At 68.0% G+C, this 23390-nt stretch carries 23 protein-coding genes; 11 read left to right on the plus strand and 12 right to left on the minus strand.

Annotation, left to right across the window (positions count from 1 at the left end):
- Nucleotides 1–97 precede the first annotated feature (97 nt).
- Nucleotides 98–973 (minus strand): HpcH/HpaI aldolase/citrate lyase family protein, encoded by an 876-nt coding sequence (locus tag EV560_RS12870; RefSeq protein ID WP_131856121.1) that lies wholly within the window; start codon nucleotides 971–973, stop codon nucleotides 98–100.
- A gap of 104 nt (nucleotides 974–1077) precedes the next feature.
- Between EV560_RS12870 and EV560_RS36780 the strand changes: the two genes are divergently transcribed.
- A complete protein-coding gene (locus EV560_RS36780) occupies nucleotides 1078–2790 on the plus strand; it encodes a serine/threonine dehydratase (RefSeq protein ID WP_131856122.1) in 1713 nt (570 codons plus the stop codon).
- Nucleotides 2791–2978: 188 nt separating this feature from the next.
- On the opposite strand, the gene EV560_RS12880 is transcribed toward EV560_RS36780, so the two are convergent.
- From EV560_RS12880 to hmuQ, 8 genes are all read right to left on the minus strand, one after another.
- Nucleotides 2979–3935, minus strand: coding sequence for an ABC transporter ATP-binding protein (locus EV560_RS12880; protein WP_131856123.1), 957 nt, complete (start codon nucleotides 3933–3935; stop codon nucleotides 2979–2981).
- Nucleotides 3932–4567 carry an ABC transporter permease gene (locus EV560_RS12885; RefSeq protein WP_131856124.1) on the minus strand — a complete coding sequence of 212 codons (636 nt, stop codon included), beginning with the start codon at nucleotides 4565–4567 and terminating at the stop codon, nucleotides 3932–3934. Before EV560_RS12885 ends, EV560_RS12880 begins: the two co-directional genes overlap by 4 nt.
- Nucleotides 4567–5196, minus strand: a complete 630-nt coding sequence (locus EV560_RS12890; protein ID WP_131856125.1) for an ABC transporter permease — start codon at nucleotides 5194–5196, stop codon at nucleotides 4567–4569. The genes EV560_RS12885 and EV560_RS12890 overlap by 1 nt, the downstream gene beginning before the upstream one ends.
- The gene (locus tag EV560_RS12895) at nucleotides 5193–6716 is read right to left on the minus strand and encodes an aromatic amino acid lyase (RefSeq protein ID WP_207908010.1); all 1524 of its coding nucleotides are present in this window, start codon (nucleotides 6714–6716) and stop codon (nucleotides 5193–5195) included. Before EV560_RS12895 ends, EV560_RS12890 begins: the two co-directional genes overlap by 4 nt.
- A 25-nt stretch (nucleotides 6717–6741) precedes the next feature.
- Entirely contained in the window at nucleotides 6742–7638 is an 897-nt protein-coding gene (locus tag EV560_RS12900) for a glycine betaine ABC transporter substrate-binding protein (protein WP_131856126.1), read from the minus strand.
- 133 nt (nucleotides 7639–7771) lie between these two features.
- Entirely contained in the window at nucleotides 7772–8443 is a 672-nt protein-coding gene (locus tag EV560_RS12905; protein ID WP_131856127.1) for a DUF1684 domain-containing protein, read from the minus strand.
- A 331-nt stretch (nucleotides 8444–8774) separates the two neighbouring features.
- Complete coding sequence (gene hutX / locus EV560_RS12910) at nucleotides 8775–9317, minus strand: heme utilization cystosolic carrier protein HutX (protein ID WP_131856128.1); 543 nt, start codon at nucleotides 9315–9317, stop codon at nucleotides 8775–8777.
- 10 nt (nucleotides 9318–9327) lie between these two features.
- Nucleotides 9328–9675: a heme-degrading protein HmuQ gene (gene hmuQ, locus EV560_RS12915; protein WP_131856129.1), complete on the minus strand. Its 348-nt coding sequence runs from the start codon at nucleotides 9673–9675 to the stop codon at nucleotides 9328–9330.
- Nucleotides 9676–10012: 337 nt separating this feature from the next.
- Between hmuQ and EV560_RS12920 the strand changes: the two genes are divergently transcribed.
- The 6 genes from EV560_RS12920 (at nucleotide 10013) to EV560_RS12945 (ending at nucleotide 15843) form a co-directional block, all read left to right on the plus strand.
- Nucleotides 10013–10972, plus strand: coding sequence for a heme/hemin ABC transporter substrate-binding protein (locus EV560_RS12920; RefSeq protein ID WP_131856130.1), 960 nt, complete (start codon nucleotides 10013–10015; stop codon nucleotides 10970–10972).
- Between the two features lie 26 nt (nucleotides 10973–10998).
- Entirely contained in the window at nucleotides 10999–12078 is a 1080-nt protein-coding gene (locus tag EV560_RS12925; protein WP_131856241.1) for an iron ABC transporter permease, read from the plus strand.
- Nucleotides 12071–12892 carry a heme ABC transporter ATP-binding protein gene (locus EV560_RS12930; RefSeq protein ID WP_131856131.1) on the plus strand — a complete coding sequence of 274 codons (822 nt, stop codon included), beginning with the start codon at nucleotides 12071–12073 and terminating at the stop codon, nucleotides 12890–12892. The genes EV560_RS12925 and EV560_RS12930 overlap by 8 nt, the downstream gene beginning before the upstream one ends.
- A gap of 54 nt (nucleotides 12893–12946) precedes the next feature.
- The gene (locus EV560_RS12935) at nucleotides 12947–14020 is read left to right on the plus strand and encodes a tryptophan 2,3-dioxygenase family protein (protein ID WP_131856132.1); all 1074 of its coding nucleotides are present in this window, start codon (nucleotides 12947–12949) and stop codon (nucleotides 14018–14020) included.
- Complete coding sequence (locus tag EV560_RS12940; protein WP_131856133.1) at nucleotides 14020–15204, plus strand: aminotransferase class V-fold PLP-dependent enzyme; 1185 nt, start codon at nucleotides 14020–14022, stop codon at nucleotides 15202–15204. The genes EV560_RS12935 and EV560_RS12940 overlap by 1 nt, the downstream gene beginning before the upstream one ends.
- A gap of 111 nt (nucleotides 15205–15315) precedes the next feature.
- Entirely contained in the window at nucleotides 15316–15843 is a 528-nt protein-coding gene (locus tag EV560_RS12945) for a L,D-transpeptidase (protein WP_131856134.1), read from the plus strand.
- A 73-nt stretch (nucleotides 15844–15916) separates the two neighbouring features.
- On the opposite strand, the gene EV560_RS12950 is transcribed toward EV560_RS12945, so the two are convergent.
- On the minus strand, nucleotides 15917–16864 hold the full coding sequence (locus EV560_RS12950) for a 2-hydroxyacid dehydrogenase (protein WP_131856135.1): 948 nt from the start codon (nucleotides 16862–16864) through the stop codon (nucleotides 15917–15919).
- Between the two features lie 242 nt (nucleotides 16865–17106).
- Between EV560_RS12950 and EV560_RS12955 the strand changes: the two genes are divergently transcribed.
- Entirely contained in the window at nucleotides 17107–17424 is a 318-nt protein-coding gene (locus EV560_RS12955) for a DUF2853 family protein (RefSeq protein WP_131856136.1), read from the plus strand.
- Nucleotides 17425–17575: 151 nt separating this feature from the next.
- Here the strand turns inward: EV560_RS12955 and EV560_RS12960 are convergent, their stop codons facing one another.
- Nucleotides 17576–18877: a class I SAM-dependent methyltransferase gene (locus EV560_RS12960; RefSeq protein ID WP_131856137.1), complete on the minus strand. Its 1302-nt coding sequence runs from the start codon at nucleotides 18875–18877 to the stop codon at nucleotides 17576–17578.
- Nucleotides 18878–18943: 66 nt separating this feature from the next.
- Entirely contained in the window at nucleotides 18944–19183 is a 240-nt protein-coding gene (locus EV560_RS12965) for a DUF1674 domain-containing protein (RefSeq protein ID WP_131856138.1), read from the minus strand.
- Between the two features lie 112 nt (nucleotides 19184–19295).
- Between EV560_RS12965 and htpX the strand changes: the two genes are divergently transcribed.
- From htpX to EV560_RS12980, 3 genes are read left to right on the plus strand one after another with little or no spacing between them, the layout of a single operon-like run.
- Nucleotides 19296–20246 carry a zinc metalloprotease HtpX gene (gene htpX, locus EV560_RS12970; protein WP_131856139.1) on the plus strand — a complete coding sequence of 317 codons (951 nt, stop codon included), beginning with the start codon at nucleotides 19296–19298 and terminating at the stop codon, nucleotides 20244–20246.
- A 1-nt stretch (nucleotide 20247) separates the two neighbouring features.
- Complete coding sequence (locus EV560_RS12975; RefSeq protein ID WP_131856140.1) at nucleotides 20248–21603, plus strand: RsmB/NOP family class I SAM-dependent RNA methyltransferase; 1356 nt, start codon at nucleotides 20248–20250, stop codon at nucleotides 21601–21603.
- Between the two features lie 56 nt (nucleotides 21604–21659).
- Nucleotides 21660–23387 carry a heparinase II/III family protein gene (locus tag EV560_RS12980; protein WP_131856141.1) on the plus strand — a complete coding sequence of 576 codons (1728 nt, stop codon included), beginning with the start codon at nucleotides 21660–21662 and terminating at the stop codon, nucleotides 23385–23387.
- Nucleotides 23388–23390 lie beyond the last annotated feature (3 nt).

The raw sequence follows: 23390 nt of genomic DNA on the forward strand, positions 1-23390 counted from the left end.
CTGTCGAGAACCGGAGCGGAGCGGACATCGGTCCGTGAGCACCGGAGGCGCAGACAGCCGCGTCAGACGGCCTCGCCAGTAGACGTATCGAGCGGTCTCAGGCCGCGATCGCGTCCGCCAGCGCCACCACCCGCCTCGCCATTTCCGCATGCAGCCGCTCGACCATGCGGCCATCGAGCTGGATCGCGCCCTTGTCGGCATTCTCCGGCTGCTGGAAGGCGGCGATGATCGCCTTGGCCCGCGTCAGCTCGCTTTCATCTGGTGCAAAGGCCGCATTGGCCGGCGAGACCTGTGCGGGGTGGATCAGCGTCTTGCCGTCGAAGCCGAGATCGCGGCCCTGCTCGCATTCGGCGATGAAGCCTGCCTCGTCCTTGATGTCGTTATAGACGCCGTCGATCACGTCGATGCCATGGGCACGGGCGGCAAGGATCGCCGTGGTCAGCCAGGGCAGCATCGGCGCCCGGCCCGGCACGAAGCGGGCCCGGGTCTCCTTGGCGAGATCATTGGTGCCGAGCACGAAGCAGGCGAGCCGCGTCGCCGGCACATGCGCGGCGCGCGCGATGCGCTCAGCGTCGAGAATGGCGAGCGGCGTCTCGATCATCGCCCAGATCTTGATCTCCGGATCGGCCCAGAGCCCGATCAATTGGTTGCCGATACGCTGCAGGGCTTCCGCCGAGGAGATTTTTGGGACCAGGATCGCATCCGGCTTGGCCTCGGTCGCCGCCGCGAGATCAGCCTCGAACCAGGGCGTGTCGGCGCCGTTGACGCGGATCACCAGCTCGCGCCTGCCATAGCCGCCGGCCTTGACGGCGGCGCAGACCTGATCGCGCGCCAGTTCCTTGGTATCGGGCGCGACCGCGTCCTCGAGATCGAGGATCAGCGCGTCGGCCGCGATCTCGCGCGCCTTTTCCAGCGCACGCGCATTCGAACCGGGCATATAAAGAACACTGCGACGCGGGCGGATCTCGGTCATGCGATCACTCCTGAAACGATCGTGCAGCCCCAGCTGGTGCAATGCACACCAGATGGCTTCGCAATGCAACATCGACTCGCCGAACGATGAAGAGGGTATGACGGATGGCCTGGATCGCCGGAGTCGATGGCTGCAAGGCGGGCTGGATCGCGGCACTGATGAACGATGGTCAACCGGCGAGGCCGGTCCTGCGCGTCGTTCCACACCTCGCCGATCTCCTCGCCGGTCCGGACGCGCCCACGTTGATCGCGGTGGACATGCCGATCGGCCTGCCCGACCGCACCGTCGGCTCGGGCCGCGGGCCGGAACAGGCGGTGCGGTCCCTGCTCGGCGAGCGCCAATCCTCGGTCTTCGCCATTCCCTCGCGCACGGCCGTGCATGCGGAGGATTATTGGGAGGCCTGCCGGCTTGCGCTGGAAACCTCGGAGCCCCCACGCAAGGTCTCGAAGCAGGGTTTCTTCCTCTTCCCGAAAATCCGCGAGATCGACGCCATGCTGCGGGCCGAGCCAGAGCTGCAAAGCCGCATCTACGAGGTCCATCCCGAACTCGCCTTCCGCACCATGCGCGGGGCGCCGCTCGCCCACCCCAAGAAGATCAAGGGCATGATCAATCAAGCCGGCATGGCCGAGCGCCAGGCGCTGCTGATCGCCGCCGGCCTGCCGTCCGAGAGCGTCACGACCCGCCCGCCGCGCGGGGCCGCGGCCGACGATGCGCTCGACTCATTCGCGGCCCTGATCGTCGCCAGGCACATCCGGGCCGGGCGCGGAAAGCCCTTCCCCGATCCGCCGGGACGCGATAGCCACGGGCTCCCCATCGCGATCTGGACCTTTGACCCGGATCGGCCACCCGCCCAGGAACCCGCCATGTCCGACCGTCCCGTCACCCGCCCGATGATCGAGGAAGCCGCCAAGCGCATCGCCGGCCATGCCCGCGTGACGCCCGTGATGCGGCTCGGCCAGGGCGCGCTCGGTTCGGTCGCCGATCTCTCGCTCAAGCTCGAATGCGTGCAGCATGCCGGTTCGTTCAAGACGCGCGGCGCCTTCAACAACCTGCTTTCGCTCAACGTGCCGGCAGCCGGCGTCGCCGCGGCCTCAGGTGGCAACCATGGCGCGGCCGTCGCCTATGCCGCCGGCAAGCGCGGCGTGAAGGCGACGATCTTCGTCCCCGAGATCTCGCCCGCCGCCAAGATCGAGGCGATCAAGCGCTTCGGTGCCGATGTCATCGTCGGCGGCGCGCAATATGACGACGCTCAGGCCGCCTGCGACCGCTTCGTCGCCGAGACCGGCGCGCTCAAGATCCATCCCTTCGCCGCCAGGGAAACGATCACCGGCCAGGGCACGCTCGGCTATGAGTGGGACGGGCAGGAGCCCGATCTCGACACCGTTCTCGTCGCGGTCGGCGGCGGCGGCCTGATCTCGGGGATCGCCGCCTGGTTCGCCGGCAGCAAGGTCAAGGTCGTCGGCGTCGAGCCGGAGAATTCGCGCGCGCTCCAGGCGGCGCTGGAGGCCAAGGGTCCGACCGATGTCAGTGTCGTCTCGGTGGCCGCGGATTCGCTCGGCGCCCGCAATGTCGGCCAGCTCGTCTACGATGTCTGCAAGGATGCGGTCGACCATGTCGCGCTGGTCGCGGATGCCGCGATCACCGCGGCGCAGGTCCAGCTCTGGCGCGATTTTCGCCTGGCGGTCGAGCCCGGCGGCGCGGCGGCCTTCGGCGCCCTGATCTCCGGCGCCTACAAGCCGAAGCAGGGCGAGCGCTTGGGCGTGCTGGTCTGCGGGGCGAATGTCGATCTGACGAAGCTGGCGGCGTTGGGGGCGTAGACCTCGACTGGGTGAGTCGTCCTTACCCTTCTCCCTCTTGCGGGAGAAGGTGCCGCGGCAGCGGCGCATGAGGGGTCGCGCCGACCTCTATCCTTGAGCTCGGCTGAAGGGTTGCGCGGCAATCGTCGCGCGACCCTTTCGAGCCACCTTCCCCCGCAAGGCGGGAAGGAAAGGAGCGCTGTTCCTCCTCAGGTGGAGGCCGTCCCCGCGCTGCGCGCCCTGATCGCCGCGAGCGAGACCTGGCCGATCGGCTGGCCCTCGCCATCGACGATCACCGCCACCTCCTGCCCCGCAGCGAACAACGCCGAGAGCACACCGCGCAGGTTCGCCGTCGCCGGCTGCGTCACAGCGCCGGACGTCGCACCGAGCGGCTCCAGCGCCTCCGCCGCGCTCACCAGCGACAGCCGCCGCAGCGCCGCATCGGCCCCGACGAAATCGGCGACGAACGCGTCCGCCGGCGCCGCCAGCAGCCGGTCCGGCGTATCGTATTGCACGAGCTTGCCGTCGCGCATGATCGCGACGACGTCGCCCATGCGGATGGCTTCGTCGATATCGTGGGTGACGAAGATCACCGTCTTGCCGAGGCGGCGCAGGATCGAGACGAACTCGTCCTGCAGCCGGCTGCGCACCACCGGATCGACCGCGCCGAAGGGCTCGTCCATCAGCATCACCCGCGGCTCGGCCGCGAGCGCGCGCGCCACGCCGACACGCTGGCGCTGGCCGCCGGAGAGATGGCGCGGAAAACGCGTCAGGAACTGCGAGGGCTCGAGCCCGACCAGCGCCAGCATCTCCTCGACGCGCGCCTTGATCTTCGCCGCCGGCCAGCCCAGCAGCTTCGGCACGGTCGCGACGTTCTCCGCGATGGTCATATGCGGGAAGAGGCCGATCTGCTGGATAACGTAGCCGATATGCCGGCGCAGCTGGACCGGATCGGCCTTGGTGACATCCTCGTCCCCGACCATGATCCGCCCGGATGTCGGCTCGATCAGCCGGTTGACCATGCGCATCGTCGTAGTCTTGCCGCAGCCGGAGGGGCCGATTAGCACGCAGGTCTTGCCCGTCTCGATCACGAGGTCGAGATTGTCGACCGCGGGGCGCGCGACTCCCGGAAAGCTCTTGCTGACGCCTTCGAGGCGAATGGTCATGCGGCCCCCATCCGGGCCGAGCTGGTCATCAGCCGCTCAAGCCCTGCGAAGATGATCTCGACCAGCAGCGCCAGCAAGGCGACGCCGACGGCGCCTGCGATGAGCTGCGGGAAGTTGAAATTGGCCATGCCGGAAGTGATCAGCTCGCCGAGCCCGCCTCCGCCGATGAAGGCAGCCAGCGTCGCGGCCGAGACGATCTGCACCGCCGCCGTGCGCACGCCCGCGAAGATCACCGGCAGCGCCAGCGGAATCTCGATCCGCGTCATCACCTGAGCGTCGGAGAACCCCTGTCCGCGCGCGGCCTCGACGATGTCGCGATCGACCTCGGTGAGGCCGGTATAGGTGTTGAGCAGCAGGGCCGGCAGGCCATAGAGCACCAGCGCCACCGCCGAGGGCAGGAAGCCGGTGCCGAGTAGCGGCAGCATGATCACGAGCAGCGCCAGGCTCGGCACCGTCCGCAGGATGTTGACAATGGCGATCGCGAGATTGGCGAGGCCGCGATGGCGGGTCAGCGCCAGGCCGAGTGGCAGCGCGATCAGCACGACGGCCAGAAGAGCCACGGTCGAAAGCCAGAGATGGTTCTGCACCGCGGTCCAGAAGATTTTTGGATTGGCGTTGATCCAGGTCAGCATCAGGCCACCTCCGCCTGGACGCTGCGCATATGAAGCTCCAGCCGGCGCAACAGCTCGTCGCAGACGATCGCCAGCAAGGAGGTGACGACCGCGCCGACCACGACCTTCTCGCCGAAATCCTGGGTGATGCCCTGGAAGATGATGTCGCCGAGCCCGCCGGCATTGATGAAGGCGGCGACGGTCGCGACCGAGACCATGGTGACCACGGTGATGCGGATGCCGGCGATGATGACCGGCAGTGCCAGCGGCAGCTCGATGGCGAAGAGCCGGCGCCAGCGGCCATAGCCCATGCCGTCGGCGGCATCGAGAATATCGGGCGAGACCTCCTGCAGCCCGGTCGCGGTATTCCGGATGATGATCAGCAGCGCGTACATCACCAGCGCGACGATGGCCGGGCCGAAGCCCAGCCCGAGCCATGGGATCAGCAGCGCGAAGATCGCCAGCGCCGGCACCGTATAGAGCGCGCCCGAGATCAGCAGCACGACGAGATAGAATTTGGGCCGCCGCGCCGAGAGGATGCCGAGGGGCAGGCCGACCACCAGCGAGATCGCCAGGCCGATGCCGACGAGCTGGATATGCTCCCAGAGCGCGACGAGGACGCGATCGTAGTTTTCGAGGAGCCAGGTCATGCCGGCAGGCTCCCGAGCACCGCGGCGAGTTCACCGGCTCCCAGCCGCGCGGCCAGCGCCTCGTATTCGCGCCCCATCGGGCGGTCATCGTCGAGCCGGGCGACATGGCGGCGGACGAAGCCATGGGCGAGTCCGGTGCCGGCGCCGAGCCTGATGCCCTCGCGCAGGTCGACCGCCTCGGCCGCGACGGCGAGCTCGATCGCCGCCAGCCTGAGCAGGTGCCGGGCGATGTCGGCCGTCTTCTCGACGATGCGCGGCGTCATCGGCGCATAATCCTCGACGCCGTCGGCGACCGGCATGGTCATCGGGCCGAAAGGTTGGGCGAGCCGGCGAATCTCGGCCTCGAGCGCCGAGGCCGTCTTCTGCGTCGTGGCGAAGCCGGCATGCGTGCCGCCGTGGCGGGTCAGGAAGCGCGGCAGGTCGCTGGACGCAGGCGACATCAGCTTCACCGTGCGGAAGGCGGAGACGGTCGCGGCATGCGCCGCCGCGAGGCCGAGCCCCTCCAGGGCGAGGGCCAGCGCCGTCGTGTCGAAATTTACGGTAGAAGCCATGCCGCCGCCACACACCGCCGGGCTGTCGGCAGCGCCGTTCAGCTCGATTTCGACGAGGTCGCGCGCCGCCTCCCAGGCCGCGAGCGCCGCGCCGTTGACGGGCGCGAGACAGCGGAAGGAGAGCGGGTCCTGCACGCGCCGCGCCGCGCCCGGTTCGAACAGGTCGCTGCCGGCGAGCAGAATGCGCAGTCTGTTGCTGCCGGAGACCTGGCTCGGAACCGGCCGCAAGCTCACGAGATCGGCCGCGATCGGCGAGAGATTGGCGCGATAAGCTTCGAGCGAAAGCGCGCCCGCGGCCGTCAGCGCCTCCAGCGCCAGCCTCATCTCGTGCAGCGCGAGAGCCGCGAGGCCGACGCTTTCGGCATTGGCATTGAGCAGCGCCAGCCCGTCCTTCGGCCCGAATTCGGGCAACGCGATCCCGGCCGCCCGCATCGCCTCGGGGCCGGGCAGGACACGCCCGCCGAATTCCGCCTCACCCTCGCCGGCAAGCGGCAGGAAGAGCTGCGCGAGCGAGGACAGATCGGCCTCGCCGAGCGAGCCGATGCGCCTGACCTGCGGATGCAAACCGGCATTGAGCATGTCGCTGATCGTCCCAGCGAAATGCGGCGAGATGCCCGAAGCGCCCCGCGCCAGCCCGGCCAGCCGCGCCAGCAGCAGGGCGCGCACCTCCGCTCGCGTCAGACAGGGGCCGACGCCGACGGCCCTGGCGCGCACCGCACGCTGCTGGAAGGCGGCGATCTGATCGGCCGCCAGCCTGGTATCGACGGCGGCGCCGAGCCCGGTCGTCAGGCCATAGACCGCCTCGCCGCGCTCCAGGCTGCGCTCGACCACGCCACGCGCGGCACGCAGCCGCTCGCCTACGCTCGGCGCGAGCACGACCTTCGCCCCGCCATAAGCGACCGCATGGACCGCCTCGAGCGAGAGCGGCCCGGTTCCGATGGTCACGACGAGCGGCGCGAGATCCTGCATCCGCTCCATTAGCAAGGGAGATGCCTCAGCGGACAAGGCCCTTGGCTTTCAGGAAGTTGGCCGCGACCGTACGCGGCTCCTTCTTGTCGACTTCGACCTGCCGGTTCAGCTCCTGCATGGTCTGGTTGTCGAGCAGGGCGCCAACCTTCTCCAGCGCCTCGACGATCTTGGCATTGCCGGCGATTTCCGGACGCACCACCGGCGCCAGGAAATAGGGCGGGAACAGGCCCTTGTCGTCATCGAGCGCGATGAATTTCTCGGCCGCGATCTGCCAGTCGGTCGAGAAACCGTTGGCGATATCGACCTGCTTCTGCGCCAGCGCCTCGTAGCGCAGGCGCAGCGCCGCGAACTGCTTGAATTCCTTGAACTCGGCGCCGTAGACCTCCTTTAGCCCGGCAATGCCGTCGCGGCGGTCGACGAATTCGGTGCCCGCGCCGAGGCTGAGCTTGTTCGCGACCTTGCCGAGATCGGTGAGGGTCTTGAGGTTGTATTCCTTGGCCGTGTCGGGCCGGACGACGATGGCATAGCCGTTATTGATGTTGGACGGCTTCAGCCAGGTCAGCTTGAACTCCTTCTCGTAGAAGTCCTTGACCAGCTGGCGCACCTTCTCCGGGTCGGTCTCGGTCGTGGTCGCCTTCATCACAGCGTTGAAGCCGGTGCCGGTATATTCCGGATAGAGGTCGATCGCGCCGCTCTTCAGCGCCTCATGCGCCACCAAGGTGCCGCCGAGATTGATCTTGCGCTCGACCTTGAAGCCGGCGTTCTCCAGCGCCGCCGCGTAGAGCTCGGCGACGATGAATTGCTCGGTGAAGTTCTTCGAGCCGATCTTGATCGTCTGGGCATAGGCGCCCGAGACGCCGGCCACGAGCAGGGCGGCGGCAGCGAACAGCGTCCTGGCGAAGCGTGTATTGACGAAGGTCATGTTCGCCTCCTTTCGATGGCGTGGTGAAGGCAGCTAACGAGGGTTCCGCAACGGACGCAAGTCGAGGCCGGAATCGAGACGGTTCTTCCAGGCAAGGCTCGTGCCGTAGCAGGACGGCATCGCGGCTTGCGGCTCAGGCGGAAGGATTGCGCTCGCCGCCGCGGACGGCACGGGGCAGGCGATTCTCGGGCGGCGAAAGCGGGCAGACCCAGGCTTCCGAATAGGCGCAGGACGGATAATAGGCGAAGTTGAAGTCGAGGATCGTCCTGCCATCGGCCCCAATGCCGAGATCGGCGCTCTTGATCGTGTCGAGCAGGTAGCGGCCGCCCGCAAAAGTCTCCTCGCGATTGGTCGCGTCGCCGAAGGGCAGGAAGGTGCCGCCGCCATAGCCTTCGATCCAGTAGAGAGTCAGCTCCTTGCCGAGCGGGGCTTCGAGCCCGTTGGTCAGCGCATAGGGCCGCAGCACCATGGCGCCATCCTTGCCGGCCTCGACCGTGATGATCTCGCGCTCGGCGGCCGGTTTCAGCCCGACCTCGAAGCGCAACGCGGGATCATAGGCGAAATAGTTGATGCCGCCGAACTGGGCCCTGCGCGTCGCCGCCAGCGGCGATTGCGCGTGCTCGCGGAAGAGCCGGTCGCGCACGCCGCGCCAATGCTGCCAGCCGGCCTGCGCCGGCATGGCCCGAACGGCGGCATAGAGATCGGCAACCTGCCGGCGCCAGTCCTGCAATGAGGCGGTGTTCTCGAATTTCGCCTGGGCCGATGCCTTGGCTCGGCCGGCCGCGATCGTGGAATGGTTGGTCATACAACGCAGCCTTCGGTTCGATACGGAGGGAACGCCTCGGCTTGGGGATTGGCCCAATGCCGCAACGCGCCGTTGGCGTTCGCGTTCCCGCGGCGCGCATTCTGCCGGTCGTACTGTCAGACTGAGTCAGCGGCCCGCTCGGCGCAGGCGAATTCGCGCCGGAGGGCTAGGAGGTTACAGGGCGCCGTCATCCCGTGCGCGCCGCGGCGCGCAATGCTGCCGCGCAGACACGGGTCCGCGCGCAGAACGAGGCGCCCTCTCCGCAGACGGTCCCGCACCTGCGCAGCAGCATTGCATGCTGCAGCGAGCGCGGGATGGCACCCTCTTATGTTCAGTTGAACGTCGTCTTCAGCGCCTCGAAGCGCGTGACCTGGTCGGCGAGCAGCTCGCGCTGCGCGTCGCGCTTGACGAAGACCTTGAACATCGCCTCGCCGGCGCCGTTGAAGAACTGCACCGAGCAGGAGCGGCGGCCATGGAACTTGCGATCGACCAGATAGATCGCCTTGCAGTTCTCGGCCTTGATATGCCCGCCGATCGGGCTGTCGCCATGGATATTGTAATAGCCATGGCCGAACGAGCCGACCGGCAAGGTGCCGTCGACCTCGAGCACGACGTCGACGGTGTGGACCAGGAACAGGATGACGCCCCAGGTCGACATCTCCTGCCAAAGCGCTTCGAAGCGCTCGGCCGGAATGAAATGGCGCTCATCGGCCGGGATCTGCTCCAGCACCGTGAGCGTCGGCACGCCGACCTCGCGGGCGATGGCCTCGATCACGCCATCGGGCTTGGCCGCCAGCGCCTGCCTGACGCGTTCCACCGGGTCGCTCGGCGGCAATTCCTGGACTGCCGCGGCGCTCGCCTGCGAGATCGACATGCCCGCCCCCTTACTCTGCCGCCTGGCGAGGCCGATGCGGATTGCTTTCGCTCAGCACCGTCTCGAAACCCTCGAACTCGGGATGGCCGAGATAGAGCGGCTTCGGCCGCGGCTGGCCAGCATTGCGATGTGACTCGCGGAACTGCTCCGACTTGGTCCAGGCGGTGAAATCGTCCTTGGAGGCCCAGGTCGTGTGCGAGGAGTAGAGGGTGTGATCCTCCTTCTCCGGCCCCTTGAGCAGGTGGAAGGTGATGAAGCCCTTCATCTCGTCGAGGCGGGTCTTGCGGCTCGCCCAGATCTCCTCGAAGGCGGCCTCCTCTCCCTTGACGACCTTGAAGCGGTTCATGGCGATGAACATTGGCGGCTTTCCTCAGATTGCGATTGCGCTGGGCATCCGGTGCCCGAGGTCGCGCGGTCGCGTTCAAGGCGGGGATGCACGATGTCAGCCTTCGGCACGTCCGGATCGGCGGCCGCAGGCTGGCGCAGGCGGCGATGGCCGCTCTTGACCCCTTGTAGTAAAGCTGAATATCAACGTCAACAACGCTGACTTTCTTATTTAGTTTTGAAGAGTTCAAAACTGACCAATACTTTATCTTGACTATAACGCACGCCATACCCAGCTCTTGCCCTGGGGCGGGCAGGTTCCAATGGCGGTTGTCCGGCGCGGGCGCCGAAGACGAGAAGAGGTGACGATCATGCCGCGCTTTCGCTCTCCTTTCGCGAGTTTGCGCTCGCGCCCGCAACGCCGCGAGCTCGGCGCCGCGATCGGCCTGACGCTGCTCGCCGCGGCCGGGATCATCGCGCCCCCGGCCATCACCAGCGCTCTCGCCCAGTCGCCCGCCCGCATCGTCGTCGCCGGCGGCGTCATCACCGAGGTGCTCTATGCGCTCGGCCTCGAAGGCAGGATCGTCGGCGTCGACACCACCAGCCAGTTCCCTCCGGAGGCGCTGCGCGACAAGCCCAGCATCGGCTATGTCCGGGCGCTCTCGGCCGAGGGCGTGCTCTCGCTGAAGCCTTCGCTCGTCATCGCCATCGAGGGCGCTGGCCCGCCCGACGCGGTCTCGCTGCTGAACGAGGCGGGTCTCAAGCTCGCGCGCATCTCGGAGGACAATTCGCCCGAAGGCGTCGTCACCAAGATCGAGGCGATCGGTGCGGTGGCCGGCGCGGCCGAGCCTGCCCGCCGCCTGGCCGAGCAGACCAAGGCCCGTTTCGACGAGCTTGCGACGTTGCGCTCGACCTTGGCGGCGAAGAAGAAGGTGCTGTTCGTGCTCTCGCTGCAGAACGGCCGCGTCCTGGTCGGCGGCCGCAACAGTTCGGCCGATTCGATCATCGCCATGGCCGGCGGCATCAATGTCGCCAGCGGCGTCGACGGCTACAAGCCGATGACGGACGAGGCCATCCTGGCCGCCGCACCCGATGTCGTGCTGATGATGCGCAATAGCGGCGGCCACAACGCCACGCCGGAGGAGCTTTTCGCCATGCCGGCCTTCGCCCAGACGCCTGCCGCCGCGAAGAAGTCCCTGGTGCGGATGGACGCGCTCTACCTGCTCGGCTTCGGCCCGCGTACCCCGGCCGCCGCCCGCGACCTGATGGCCGAACTCTATCCCGACGCGAAGATCCCGCCGCTCAAGACCGCCGCGGCCCCCGCCCAATGACGCTCGCCGCCCGTCCGGCCGGCACGATGGCCGCGTCCTCGCTCGCAAGCTTCGCCGCTAGCCGGCGCAGGCAAGCCGTTCTGGCGGTTGCCAGCGTTACCCTGCTCTGCCTGCTGCTGACCATCGTCGCGATCGGCCAGGGCGCCTTCACCATCGCGCCAGGTCGCGTCGCCGAGATCCTTGGCACGCGCCTGTTCGGTGATGCCGCCGAGCTTCAGGGCCGCGACGCGCTCGTCGTGCTCAATATCCGCCTGCCGCGCGTGCTGCTCGGCCTGCTTGTCGGCGCGGCGCTCGCCGTCTCCGGCGCGCTGATGCAGGGCCTTTTCCGCAATCCGCTCGCCGATCCCGGCCTGGTCGGCGTCTCGGCCGGCGCCGGCCTCGCCGCGGCCACGACCATCGTCCTTGGCGATCGTTTCCTCGCCAGTGCCGCGATGAAGCTGCCCTTCGCCGTACTGCCCTTGGGCGCCTTTTGCGGCGGCCTGGTCTCGACGCTGACGCTCTACCTGATCGCGACGCGTCAGGGCCGCACCTCCGTTGCGACCATGCTGCTCGCCGGCGTCGCACTCGGGGCGCTCGCCGCCTCGCTCACCGGTCTCCTCGCCTTCCTCTCCGATGATCGCCAGCTGCGTGACCTGACCTTCTGGTCGATGGGCAGCCTCGGCGGCGCGAGCTGGACCAAGCTTGTCGTCATCGCACCGATCGTTCTGCCGCTGCTCGTCGCCGTGCCACTGCTGGCACGCGGGTTGAACGGGCTGATGCTCGGCGAGGCCGAGGCCTACCATCTCGGCATCCCCGTACAGCGCATCAAGGCGCTCGCGATCCTGCTCGTCGCGGTCTCGGTCGGCGCCAGCGTGGCGGCGGCGGGCGTCATCGGCTTCGTCGGTATCGTCGTCCCGCATCTGATCCGTCTCGCCATCGGCCCCGATCACCGGTTGCTGCTGCCGCTCTCGGCGCTGGGCGGCGCCACCTTGCTCGTCGGCGCCGACATCGTCGCGCGCCTGATCGTGGCTCCGGCCGAATTGCCGATCGGCATCGTCACGGCCGCCATCGGCGCGCCCTTCTTCCTCTGGCTGCTGCTGCGGCGGGCGAGCACGCTCGATGGCTGATCTCGCCCCCATTGCTTCCGGCCATGGCCTGCGCTTCGTCGCCGGCGGCCGCACACTCGTCGCCGGTGCCTCGCTCGCGCTGAGGCCGGGCTCGACCACGATCCTGATCGGCCCCAATGGCGCCGGCAAATCGACCTTGCTCAAGCTGATGACCGGCGAGTTGAAGCCGGCCGGCGGTGAGATCCTGCTCGATGGCGCGGCCCTGCACACGATCCCGGCATGGCGGCTCGCCTGCCAGCGGGCGGTGATGGCGCAGCATGCCAAGCTCGCCTTTCCCTTCACCGTCTATGAGGTGGTGCGGCTCGGCGTCGACGGTGTCGGCCGCGCGCTCCCGCGCCAGCGCCGCGAAACCCTGGTCGGCGAATGCCTCGCGGCCGCGGGCGTGGTCGAACTCGTCGGCCGCAACTACCAGACCCTGTCCGGTGGCGAGCAGCAGCGCGTGCAATTCGCCCGCGTGCTCTGCCAATTGGAGGCTGGACGCAGCGTTGCCGAGAGCCAGGCGCTCTTCCTGGACGAGCCGATCGCCAGCCTCGACCTCTGCCACCAGCTCGCGCTGCTCGACATGGCCCGCGGCATCGCGGCGCGCGGCGTCGCGGTGCTGGTCGTGCTGCATGATATCAATCTTGCCCTGACCTATGCCGACCGGCTGGTCGTGATGGACCGCGGCGAGATCGTCGCCCAGGGCGAGCCTTCCGCGACGCTCGACGACGCGCTGCTGCGCAATGTCTTCAAGGTCGATCTCAGCCTCAGCCGTGCACCGGCCGCCGGCCTGCCCTTCCTGCTGCCGCAGCAGCACCGCCCCTCGGCCGCTTGATCGCCCAGCCCCATCTTTTTAGGCTTGAACGATCGAGCTTGGGGAGATGGGTTCATGGCCGAGCCGCGACGGCTGTCCTATGGCAGATATCTCAAGGTCGACGCGCTGCTCGCCTGCCAGCAGCCGGAAAGCACCAAGGCGGGCACGCCAGCCCATGACGAGATGCTCTTCATCATCGTCCACCAGGCCTACGAGCTCTGGTTCAAGCAGATCCTGCACGAGCTCGATCGGATCCAGTCCGATTTCGCCGCGACGCCGGTCGCCGACGAGCATCTCGGCCGCATCGTCGCCGGCCTTGCCCGCATTCACGAGATCCTGAAGCTGCTCATTGGCCAGCTCGACGTGCTGGAGACGATGACGCCGGCCGGCTTCCTCGAATTCCGCGACCTGCTGACACCGGCCTCCGGCTTCCAGTCGGTGCAGTTCCGGCTGATCGAGAGCAGGCTCGGCCTCGGCGATTCCAGGCGCATCACCATCGACGACCAGAGCATGCGCGAGCGGCTGGCGCCGGAGGACCGGGCGAAGCTCGATGCCGACCGCAAGCCGTCGCTGCTTGTCCAGCTCGATGCCTGGCTGGCGCGCACGCCCTTCGTCGCGCTCGGAGACTATAATTTTCGCGAAAGCTACCGCGCCGCCGTGATCGCCGCGTTGACGCGCGATGCCACGAGCGTCGGCTCCGATCCCTCCCTGCCCGAGGCGCAGCGACAGGCCGATGCGGCCGCGATCTGCAAGGCGCTCGCCCAGTTCCGCGCCCTGTTCGAGCCGGAAGCCAGCGACACGACCTGGCGCATGTCCGCCCCGGCGATCGAGGCTGCGCTCTTCATCGCGCTCTATCGCGACATGCCGGTGCTGCAGCTGCCCTTCCGCCTGCTGCAGAGCCTGATGGACATTGACGAGAGCCTGACGCTCTGGCGCCTGCGCCATGCGCTGATGGTCGAGCGCATGATCGGTGTCAGGCCCGGCACCGGCGGCTCCTCCGGCTCCGGCTATCTGCGCGCCACGGCGGAGCGGCATCGCATCTTCTTCGATCTCTTCCAGCTCTCGACCTATCTGCTCGCCGCCCGTGACCTGCCGCCCTTGCCCGAGAGCCTGCGCAAGCGCATGGGCTTCAGCTACGGAGAGGCGTGATGACCGGCGCCGGCGATTGGACCAGCCATTTCCAGCGCTTCCGCAAGGCGGCGCCGGAGCGCATCAACCTCGCCGCCCATAGCCATCACGACTGGCCGGATGTCAGCTTCGCCGCGCAGGAAGCCGCCTGGGCCGATGCCGCGCGGCTCGCCGGCAACAAATGGGATATCGTCTTCGGCGAGATCATCCCGGCGGTCCAGGCCGGCATCGCCCGCCATCTCAACCTGCCCGATCCCTCGACCATCGCCTTTGCGCCGAACACCCATGATTTCCTGCGCCGCCTGCTCTCCTGCCTGCCGACGGAGCACCCGCCGCGCGTGCTCACCACCGGCGCCGAATTCCACACTGCCCGGCGCCAGTTCGCCCGCCTCGCCGAGGACGGGCTGATCCTGCTCGACGAGATCGCGCCCGAGCCCTTCGCCACCTTGTCGCAGCGCCTGCTCGCCGCCGTCGCGACCGGCGGGCATGATCTGATCTATGTCAGCCAGGTCCTGTTCAATTCGGGCGCGACCCTCAGTGATCTGTCGGCCCTCGCCCATGCCGTGCCCTCGCCGCAGACCTTGCTCGCGATCGACGGCTACCATGGCTATCTCGCCCTGCCGACCGACCTCTCGGCCATTGCCGAGCGTGCCTTCTATATTGCCGGCGGCTATAAATACGCGATGGCCGGCGAAGGCTGCTGCTTCATGCATTGCCCGCCAGGCTACGGCCGGCGCCCGCGCGATACCGGCTGGTTCGCCGCCTTCGGAGCGCTGACCGCCCCGCCCGGCAGCAGCGTCGGCTATTCCGGCGATGGCGGCCGCTTCCTCGGCGCGACCTTCGATCCGACCGGGCTCTACCGGATGCGCGCCGTGCTCTACTGGCTCGCCAAGCAACGGCTCGACGCGACCATCATCCATGGCCATGCCATCGCGCTGATGCGGGGATTCCTGAGCGGGCTCGACGGGCTCGGCCTCGCCGATCTCGGCCGTGCCAACGTGATCACGCCGCTGCACGATGGCACCGCTCACGGCAACTTCCTCGCCTTCCGCACGCGGCATGCCGGCACTCTGGAGGCCGCACTCGCGAAGCTCGGCATCGCCACCGACCATCGCGGCGACGTGCTGCGCTTCGGCTTCGGCCTGGCGCTCGCCGAGGCGGATATCGCGGAGGCGCTGGACAGGATGCAGGGCCTGCAGGGCTGAGCGCAGGATTCACCGGCGATTCAGGATGAATCGCCACTTCACCATATTGCTCAACCCGTGATTCACGCGGCCGGCGCGACATCTCCCGCCAGAATTTCGTGGGAGGTCACCATGACCAAGCGCCTCAGTCCAGTCGAGTTCCTGCTTGTCGCCTCGCTCTCGTTGCTGGCGCTGGCATTCTCCACGCGGCATTCCCTTGCGCGCGAGCTGGTGCAATTCCAGGACCGCTATTATCCCGGCACGATCGTGATCCGGACCAGCCAGCGCAGCCTCTATTTCGTGACGGCACCGGGCGAGGCGATCCGCTACCAGATCGCGGTCGGCAAGGCCGGCCGGCAATGGCGCGGCGTCAAATATGTCGAGGAGCTCGCGGTCGAGCCGGCCTGGAGCCCGCCGGCCGAGGTCAAGCGCGCCCAGCCCTACCTGCCGGACGTCATTCCGAGCGGCTCGCCCCGCAACCCGATGGGGGCGCGCGTCATCGGCCTGGGACCGGGCGGCGAATATGCCATCCACGGCACCAACATGCCGAACTCGGTCGGCACCGCCGCCTCCTTCGGCTGCTTCCGCATGCATAATCCGGACGTGATCGACCTCTACGCCCGCGTCCGCATGGGCACCCCGGTCGTCGTGCTACCCTGAGCCAGCGCATCGGCCCGAAAACTGGATTGCGGATTTCGGAAAAGCCGATGCGAAAACCTCGCTCGAAACTGCCTTAGAGCACGACCGGCGAGAGCAGCGGTTTGCCGGCGAAGAACGCCTTGAGATTGGCGATCATCAGGTCTTGCTGCGCATGCTGGGCCGTCTCGGCATTGGCCGCGATATGCGGCGTCAGCACGACATTCTCCAGTGCCTTGAGCCGATCCGGCACGTTCGGCTCGTGCTCGTAGACATCGAGCGCCGCGCCCGCGATCACCTTGTTTTCCAGCGCCTCGCAGAGAGCCGCCTCGTCGATGGCGATGCCTCGCGAGATGTTGACGAGATAGCCCTGCGGCCCGAGCGCCCGCATCACCTCGGCATTGACGGCATGGCGGTTCTCGACGCTCGCGCGCACCGCGACGATCAACGCATCCGACCAGCGCGCCAGCTCGAGCAGGCTGTCATGGTAGAGATAAGGCACGTCCGAGCGCGGATTGCGGTTGTGATAGCCGATCTGCATCTCGAACGCCGCCGCGCGCGTCGCGATGCGCTGGCCGATCGCGCCCAGCCCGTAGATGCCGAGCTTGCGGCCGGCCAGTCCCGGCACGAAAGCCATCCGCTGGACGGCGTTGCCCTGCCAGTGGCCGCCCCGCACGAAACGCTCGCCGGCGCCGATCTGGCGCGCGCTGGCGAGCAGGAGCCCCATCGCGAACTCCGCCACGCTCGCGGCATTCGCATCGGCGGCATTGGAGAGTGCGATGCCGCGCGCCTTGGCCCGGGCCCGATCGACGCCCTCGAAGCCCGTGCCGTAGCAGCAGATCAGACGCAGCTTCGGCAGAGCGTCGATCAGCGCCGCATCCGTCTTCTGTGTGCCCATGGTGATCAGCGCCTGCGCCTCCTCGGCGCCATCAGGCAAGGCATCGGGGGCGGAACGCGCCATCGGACCGAGCAAGCGGTAGCTTTCGCTCAGGCGCTCCACCAGCCGCTGCGGCAGGCGCGGGGCCATCAGGATCGTCGGCTTCATACTCGGGGAAACTCCGGTTGGGGCATGCTGCATCGCAGCATCTTGCCGCGCCCGGCTCAACCCGTCCTGCACGCGGGCCGCCATCGCACAAATGCAATGCAACCTAGCTCTTTAGACCTATCAAAAAGGGCGAATCCATCGGCCTTCGCCCCTCGCCTGCGGCAAAAAAGCGCGTTAACGTTTCGGGGTGCGAATACCACTCACGCCCGGCATCCATAAGCCGGACCCAACAGGGGCTATCGATGGATCATCTCGCCGACATCAAGAAATTCGCCAAGAAGCCCGTCAATGAAGCTGCTGCCGCCGGCATGACCAAGGCCTACGCGCTCGTCATGGGCAAGCCCGACACCCGCTATGTCGCCTGCTCGGATTCCGCCGAACTGGAGCGTGTCCGCGAGAATTTCCTGAAGAAGAAGCTCGGCCTGAAGAGCGCCGATCTCGATGCCACCATCAAGGCGACCTGCGATCACATGAAGGCCGACAACACCAAGTCCCGCCTGACCTTCTACTACCTGCTCGCCGAACATTACGGCAAACTTGATCTCTTCGTGAAGAAGTGACGCGCCCGGCGCGTGATGCCCGGACCTGACCCCGGCATCGCTTCACCGCGCCCAGGAAACCGTGCCCAAGAAACCGCGCCCAAGGAAAGAAACTGCGCCCAAGAAATGGTCGGCTCCAAGCCGGCCATGACGGCGCAAATCCCTCCCCGGTTCAGCGATACAGATCCGCCCGCGTGAGCGGCAGGCCGGACGGGCCCTTGCGCCGCTTCGAGACCAGGGTCTGGTTGATCAGCGCGCCGCCGCGCTCGAAGGCGAGCGAGCAGCCCGCCAGGTAGAGCAGCCACATCCGCGTCCGTTCCGGGCCGACCTCGGCCTCGGCCTCGGCCTTGTGCGCGTTCAGCCGTTCCCACCACAGCCGCGTCGTGCGCTGGTAATGCTCGCGCCAGCCTTCGACGTCATGCACCTCGAAGCCGTGGCGCTCGAGATTGGTGATCGACATGCCGAGATGGTCGAGCTCGCCGCCCGGGAAGATATAGCGCACCAGGGCCCGGTATTCGGCCGGCATCTTGTTGAAGGCGCGCTCCGTCTTCTTGGCGCGGCGCGAGATCGAATGATGGAGATAGAGCCCGCGCGGCTTGAGCAGCCGGTTCACCGCCTGGAAATAGGCCGGATGATTGCGGATGCCGACATGCTCGAACATGCCGATCGAGGAGATCTTGTCGAAGACCCCCTCCATCTGGGTGAAGTCCTTCAGGTGCAGCGTGACCTTGTCGGTGAGGCCAAGCCGCTCGACCTTCTCCTGCGCCAGCTTGAGCTGCTCCTCGGCCAGCGTCACGCCATGAGCCTCGACGCCGTAATGCTGCGCGGCATGGCAGATCAGCGCGCCCCAGCCACAGCCGATATCAAGCAGCTTGTCGCCTGGCTTCAGCCTGAGCTTGCGGCAGATCATATCGAGCTTGTCGCGCTGCGCCCGCTCGAGATCGCCATGGTCCTCGGTGAAGTAGGCGCAGGTGTAGACCATCTCCTCATCGAGGAAGAGCCGGTAGAACGCGTTCGAGACATCGTAGTGATAGGCGATATTGGCCTTGTTCGTGGCCGGCGCCCCGTCGCGGGTGATTTCGTCACCCTTGACGTGCTGCACGCTGCTCGGCGCCGCGCCCGGCGCGAAGATGAAGCGCCTGACCACCTCGATCACCGCAGCTTTCGGGATGCCGCGCGCCAGGCGTCCGAGCTTGCCATCCGGTCGCGCCGCGGCGAGATCGAAGATCGAGCCGTTCGCGATCGCGATCCGGTCGGTGACGTAGAGGTTGAGCAGGGTGTCGAGCTTCGGCTTGCGCATCAGCGCCGCGACCGCGCCGGAATCGCGGACCGCAATGGCGAGTCCGTCAGCGGGCCAATCCGCCGGCACGCGGCTGCCGTCCCAGAGCTGGAAGCCGAGCTTGAGGCCGAGCTTGTCATGCGCTTCGGTCAGGAGCCGCCGCAACGCGGCGAGGCGTTTATCGTCGCTGTCCATGCTGAGCCGGTCCAATCATTGTCGCGCTGTGTTTGGCGGCAGGATCGGCATTTTGCAACCGCGGCGCTAGAAATCGCTCGCGATCCCCTTCACTTCCCAGTCGTCATAGCGCACCGGCTCCAGCCCGCCGCGGCCGTTGATCTCCGTCTGGCGCTGGATCTCCTGCGCATGCGCGTCGATCGCGGCGCGGCGCGCCTCGGCCTCGGCGAGTGCGCGCTGGGCTGCGGGCGTCAGCACCTTCGCCGGTGCGGGAGTTTCGCCCTGCTGCGGCGCTGATTGTTGATGGTTGTCGATCTCATCAGGCATTGGCCTCTACATCCCTTGGGGATCGGCTCGGTCTTCACCACATAAGGCCGAAATCCGCGTCTGGGGAGGGGTCACGCCCTGTACAGGCGCGCAACCGACAAGGGGAAGCTCGATGAACTATGTGCGCACCGGCATCCTGATGGCCGGCCTCACCGCGCTCTTCGGCGCGGTTGGCTACCTGCTTGCCGGCACCGGCGGCATGCTGATCGCGCTCGGCATCGCGGTCGCGACCAATCTCTACAGCTATTGGAATTCCGACCGGCTGGCGCTCCAGGCCCATAACGCCCACGAGGTCGACGAGCGCACTGCGCCCGAGCTCTACGGCATGGTCCGCGACCTCGCGCAGCGCGCCAACCTGCCGATGCCGCGCGTCTATATCATCGACGAGGACCAGCCCAACGCCTTCGCCACGGGCCGCAACCCGCAGAACGCCGCCGTCGCAGCGACCACGGGCATCATGCGCACGCTGAGCTATGACGAGCTTGCCGGCGTGATGGCGCACGAGCTCGCCCATATCAAGAACCACGACACGCTGACCATGACGATCACCGCCACCATGGCCGGCGCGATCTCGACCATCGCCAGCTTCGGCATGTTCTTCGGCGGGCACAGCAATGAGAACCGCCCGAATTTCATCGTCCAGATCCTGGTCGCGGTGCTGGCCCCGCTCGCCGCCACCATCATCCAGATGGCGATCTCGCGCTCGCGCGAATACGAGGCCGACCGTCTCGGCGGCGAGATCTGCGGTAATCCGGTCGCGCTCGCCGATGCGCTCGCCAAGATCGCCAATGGCGTCGCCCATATTCCGAACGAGACGGCGGAGCATAAGCCTGCTACGGCGCATATGTTCATCATCAACCCGCTCACCGGCCAAGGCATGGATTCACTGTTCTCGACGCACCCGGATACCGGCAACCGCATCGCCGCCCTGATGGAACAGGCGCGCGCCATGGGCGTCGGCCAGCGCGGCTTTGGCGGCAGCCAGGCCGGCGGCTTCACGGGCGGTGCGGCCCAGAATCCCTGGGACAATGGCGGCGGCCGCCAGCCCGGCCCCTGGGGCTGAGATGGCCGGTCAACGACAGAAGCGGCCCGAGCCGGCTGCAGCGCCCCCGGCCGAGGATGTCCCTGGCCTGCCGGCGCGGCGGCTCGCGGCGACGCTGATCGATGAGGTGCTGCGCGCCGGCACGGCGCTCGACGAGACCTATGAGCGCATGGCGCCGGGCTTCGGCCTCGAAGCTGCCGACGCAGCCCTGGCGCGCGCGATCGCCATCACGACCTTCCGCCGGCTCGGAACGATCCAGAACGCGATCAACGACCGGCTCGAACGCGGCAGCCCGCGTAATTCCGGCCCTTTCGAGCCGATCCTGGCGGCCGCCGCCGCGCAAATCCTCTTCCTCGACGTGCCCGATCACGCCGCCGTCGACCTCGCGATCCGGCATCTCCATGAGGATGGACGCTCGTCGCGCTATGCCTCCCTCGGCAACGCCATCCTGCGCCGCCTCGCCCGCGAGCGCGAGGCGATCCTGGCCGAGGCGGTCGATCCGTTCGAGGACACGCCGCCCTGGCTCGCGGAAAGCTGGCAGGTCGCCTATGGCGAAACGGCCGCGGCCGCCATCGCAAAGGCCCATGCCGAGGAGCCACCGCTCGACATCTCCGTGAAATCGGACGCTGCCGGCTGGGCCGAGAAGCTCGGCGGCATCGTCCTGCCGACCGGCTCGGTACGGCTGCGCGAGCGCGCGCCCGTCACCAGCCTGCCCGGCTTCGACGAGGGCGAGTGGTGGGTGCAGGACGCCGCCGCCGCACTGCCCGCGCTGCTGCTCCAGCCCAAGCCGGGCGAGCGCATCGCCGATCTCTGCGCCGCCCCCGGCGGCAAGACCGCCCAGCTCGCCGCGATCGGCGCGAACGTCACGGCGGTCGACCGCTCCGGCCCGCGCCTGCGCCGCCTGCGCGCTAATCTGGAGCGGCTGAAGCTCTCCGCCGAGATCGTCACGGCCGATGCCGCCACTTGGCAGGCCGAGCCCTTCGACGCGATCCTGCTCGATGCGCCCTGCAGCGCCACCGGCACGATCCGCCGCCATCCCGATGTCGCCTGGAGCAAGTCCGAGGAGGATCGCGACCGCCTCGCCGCGCTGCAGACGCGCCTTCTCGAGGCAGCGGCGAAACTGGTGAAGCCCGGCGGCCGGCTGGTCTATTGCACCTGCTCGCTCGAGCCGCAGGAGGGCGAGCGCCAGGCCGAGGCATTTCTCGCCGGCCATCCCGAATTCGCCCGCTCGCCGATCAGGCCTGAGGAGATCGGCGGGCTCGGCGAGGCGATCACCGCCCAAGGCGATCTGCGCACCTTGCCCCACCAGCTCGGCGACGAAATTCCGCGACTTTCGGGATGGGCGGGATTTTACGCAACCCGGCTGATCAGGCTATGACGGAGGCGGGATTCGCGGCCGCACCGCGATAGCGCGAGACGGGGTGAGCTGGGGCATTGAGCGGCTGGTCGGAGCGACGGGGACTTGCCCAAGCCGCAATCGGGCGGGCCGCGCGGCGCACGCGCGGCAACCTCGTTGGCGCGACCCGCAGGCTCTGGCCGTTCGGCCGGCTGAAGGCGACGCGCCTGCTCTTCGCGCCGCATGACCTGCGCACCGCGGACCCGACCACAGCCGGCGATATCTACGCCGGCTATTTCGCCTTTGCGGGGCGCACCCTGCGCACCCATGGCGACTCGCCCTTCGAGGTCGAGGCGCCGAGCGAAGCCTGGTCTGAAGCATTCTACGGCTTCGGCTGGCTGCGTCATATGCGCGCCGCCGATACCGCGATTGCCCGTGCCAATGCTCGCGCACTGGTCGAGGAGTTCATGAGCAAGCGCCGCTGGCGCCACGAGATCGCCCGGCGTCCGGCGGTCGCGGCGCGGCGGCTGATGTCCTTCCTGTCGCATTCGCCGCTGCTGCTCGAAGGCGCCGACCATGTCTTTTACGAGCGCTTCATCCGTCATGTCTCCAGGCTGACCGAGCAATTATCGCTCGATCTCGCCGGCGCGGTCGAAGGCTTCGCCCGGCTGCAATGCCTCGCCGCCGTCACCTTCGCCGCGATCTGCCTCGACGGCCAGGAGCGGCGCTTGCGACGCTACGAGGCGGCGCTCTCCGACGAGCTCGACCACCAGATCCTGCCCGATGGCGGCCATCTCAGCCGCAACCCGCGCCTGATGATCGAGCTTTTGCTCGACCTGCTGCCGCTGCGCGAGACCCTTTCGGCGCGCGGGCTCGAGCCGCCGCGCAGCGTGATCATGGCGATCGAGCGGATGATGCCGCATTTGCGCCTGTTCCGTCACGGCGACGGCGCGCTGGCGCTGTTCAACGGCATGGGCGTGACCCCGCCCGATCTGATGGCGACTCTCGCGGCTTACGACGACGCCCGCGGCAAGCCGATCGAGCACGCCGCCTATTCCGGCTATGACCGGCTGAATGCCGGCCGCAGCGTCGTTGTCGTCGATGCCGGCCCGCCGCCGCGCGGCGCGAATTCGATCGAGGCCCATGCCGGCTGCCTCGCCTTCGAACTCTCCAGCGCTGCCCAGCGCATCATCGTCAATTGCGGCGCCAGCCGCTTCGGCCCGACCGAGCTGAAGCTCGCCACCCGCAGCACCGCCGCGCATTCGACCGTGGTTCTGGCCGCGCGTTCGAGCGCCGTCTTCGGCCTCGTTCTCGGCGATTATCGCATCGTCTCCGGCGCCAGGGATGTCCGCGTCGCGCGCCAGGATACCGAAGCCGGGCAGGAATGGATCGCGAGCCATGATGGCTATCGCCGCGCCTTCGGTGCCGTGCATACGCGCCGTCTGGTGCTGAGCAAGGACGGCGCCTCGCTCACCGGCGAGGATGAGATTGCCCTCAGTGCCGTGCATGGCAGCCTGCCTGCCACGGCGCGCTTCCACCTGCACCCGTCGATCAGGCCGAGCCTGATCCGCGAGGGCGAGGGCGCGCTGCTGGCGCTGCCCTCCGGCGAGGTCTGGGCCTTCGAGGCCTCCGGCCTCAAGGTCGCTATCGAGGAGAGCATCTTCCTCGCCGCGGCCGACGGCAAGCGGCGCACCGAGCAGCTCGTCGTCAGCTATGACGCCGTGAGCAAACCGCAGATCGCCTGGCGCTTCGCCCGCATCGGCACGGCCCAGCACGGCGGCCGTGCGGCCGGAAGCGCCGGCCAGGCGGCGCCCCTTCCGCTCTGAGCC

Source organism: Allobosea sp. BK604, from assembly GCF_004341515.1.
Classification (GTDB): Bacteria; Pseudomonadota; Alphaproteobacteria; order Rhizobiales; family Beijerinckiaceae; genus Allobosea.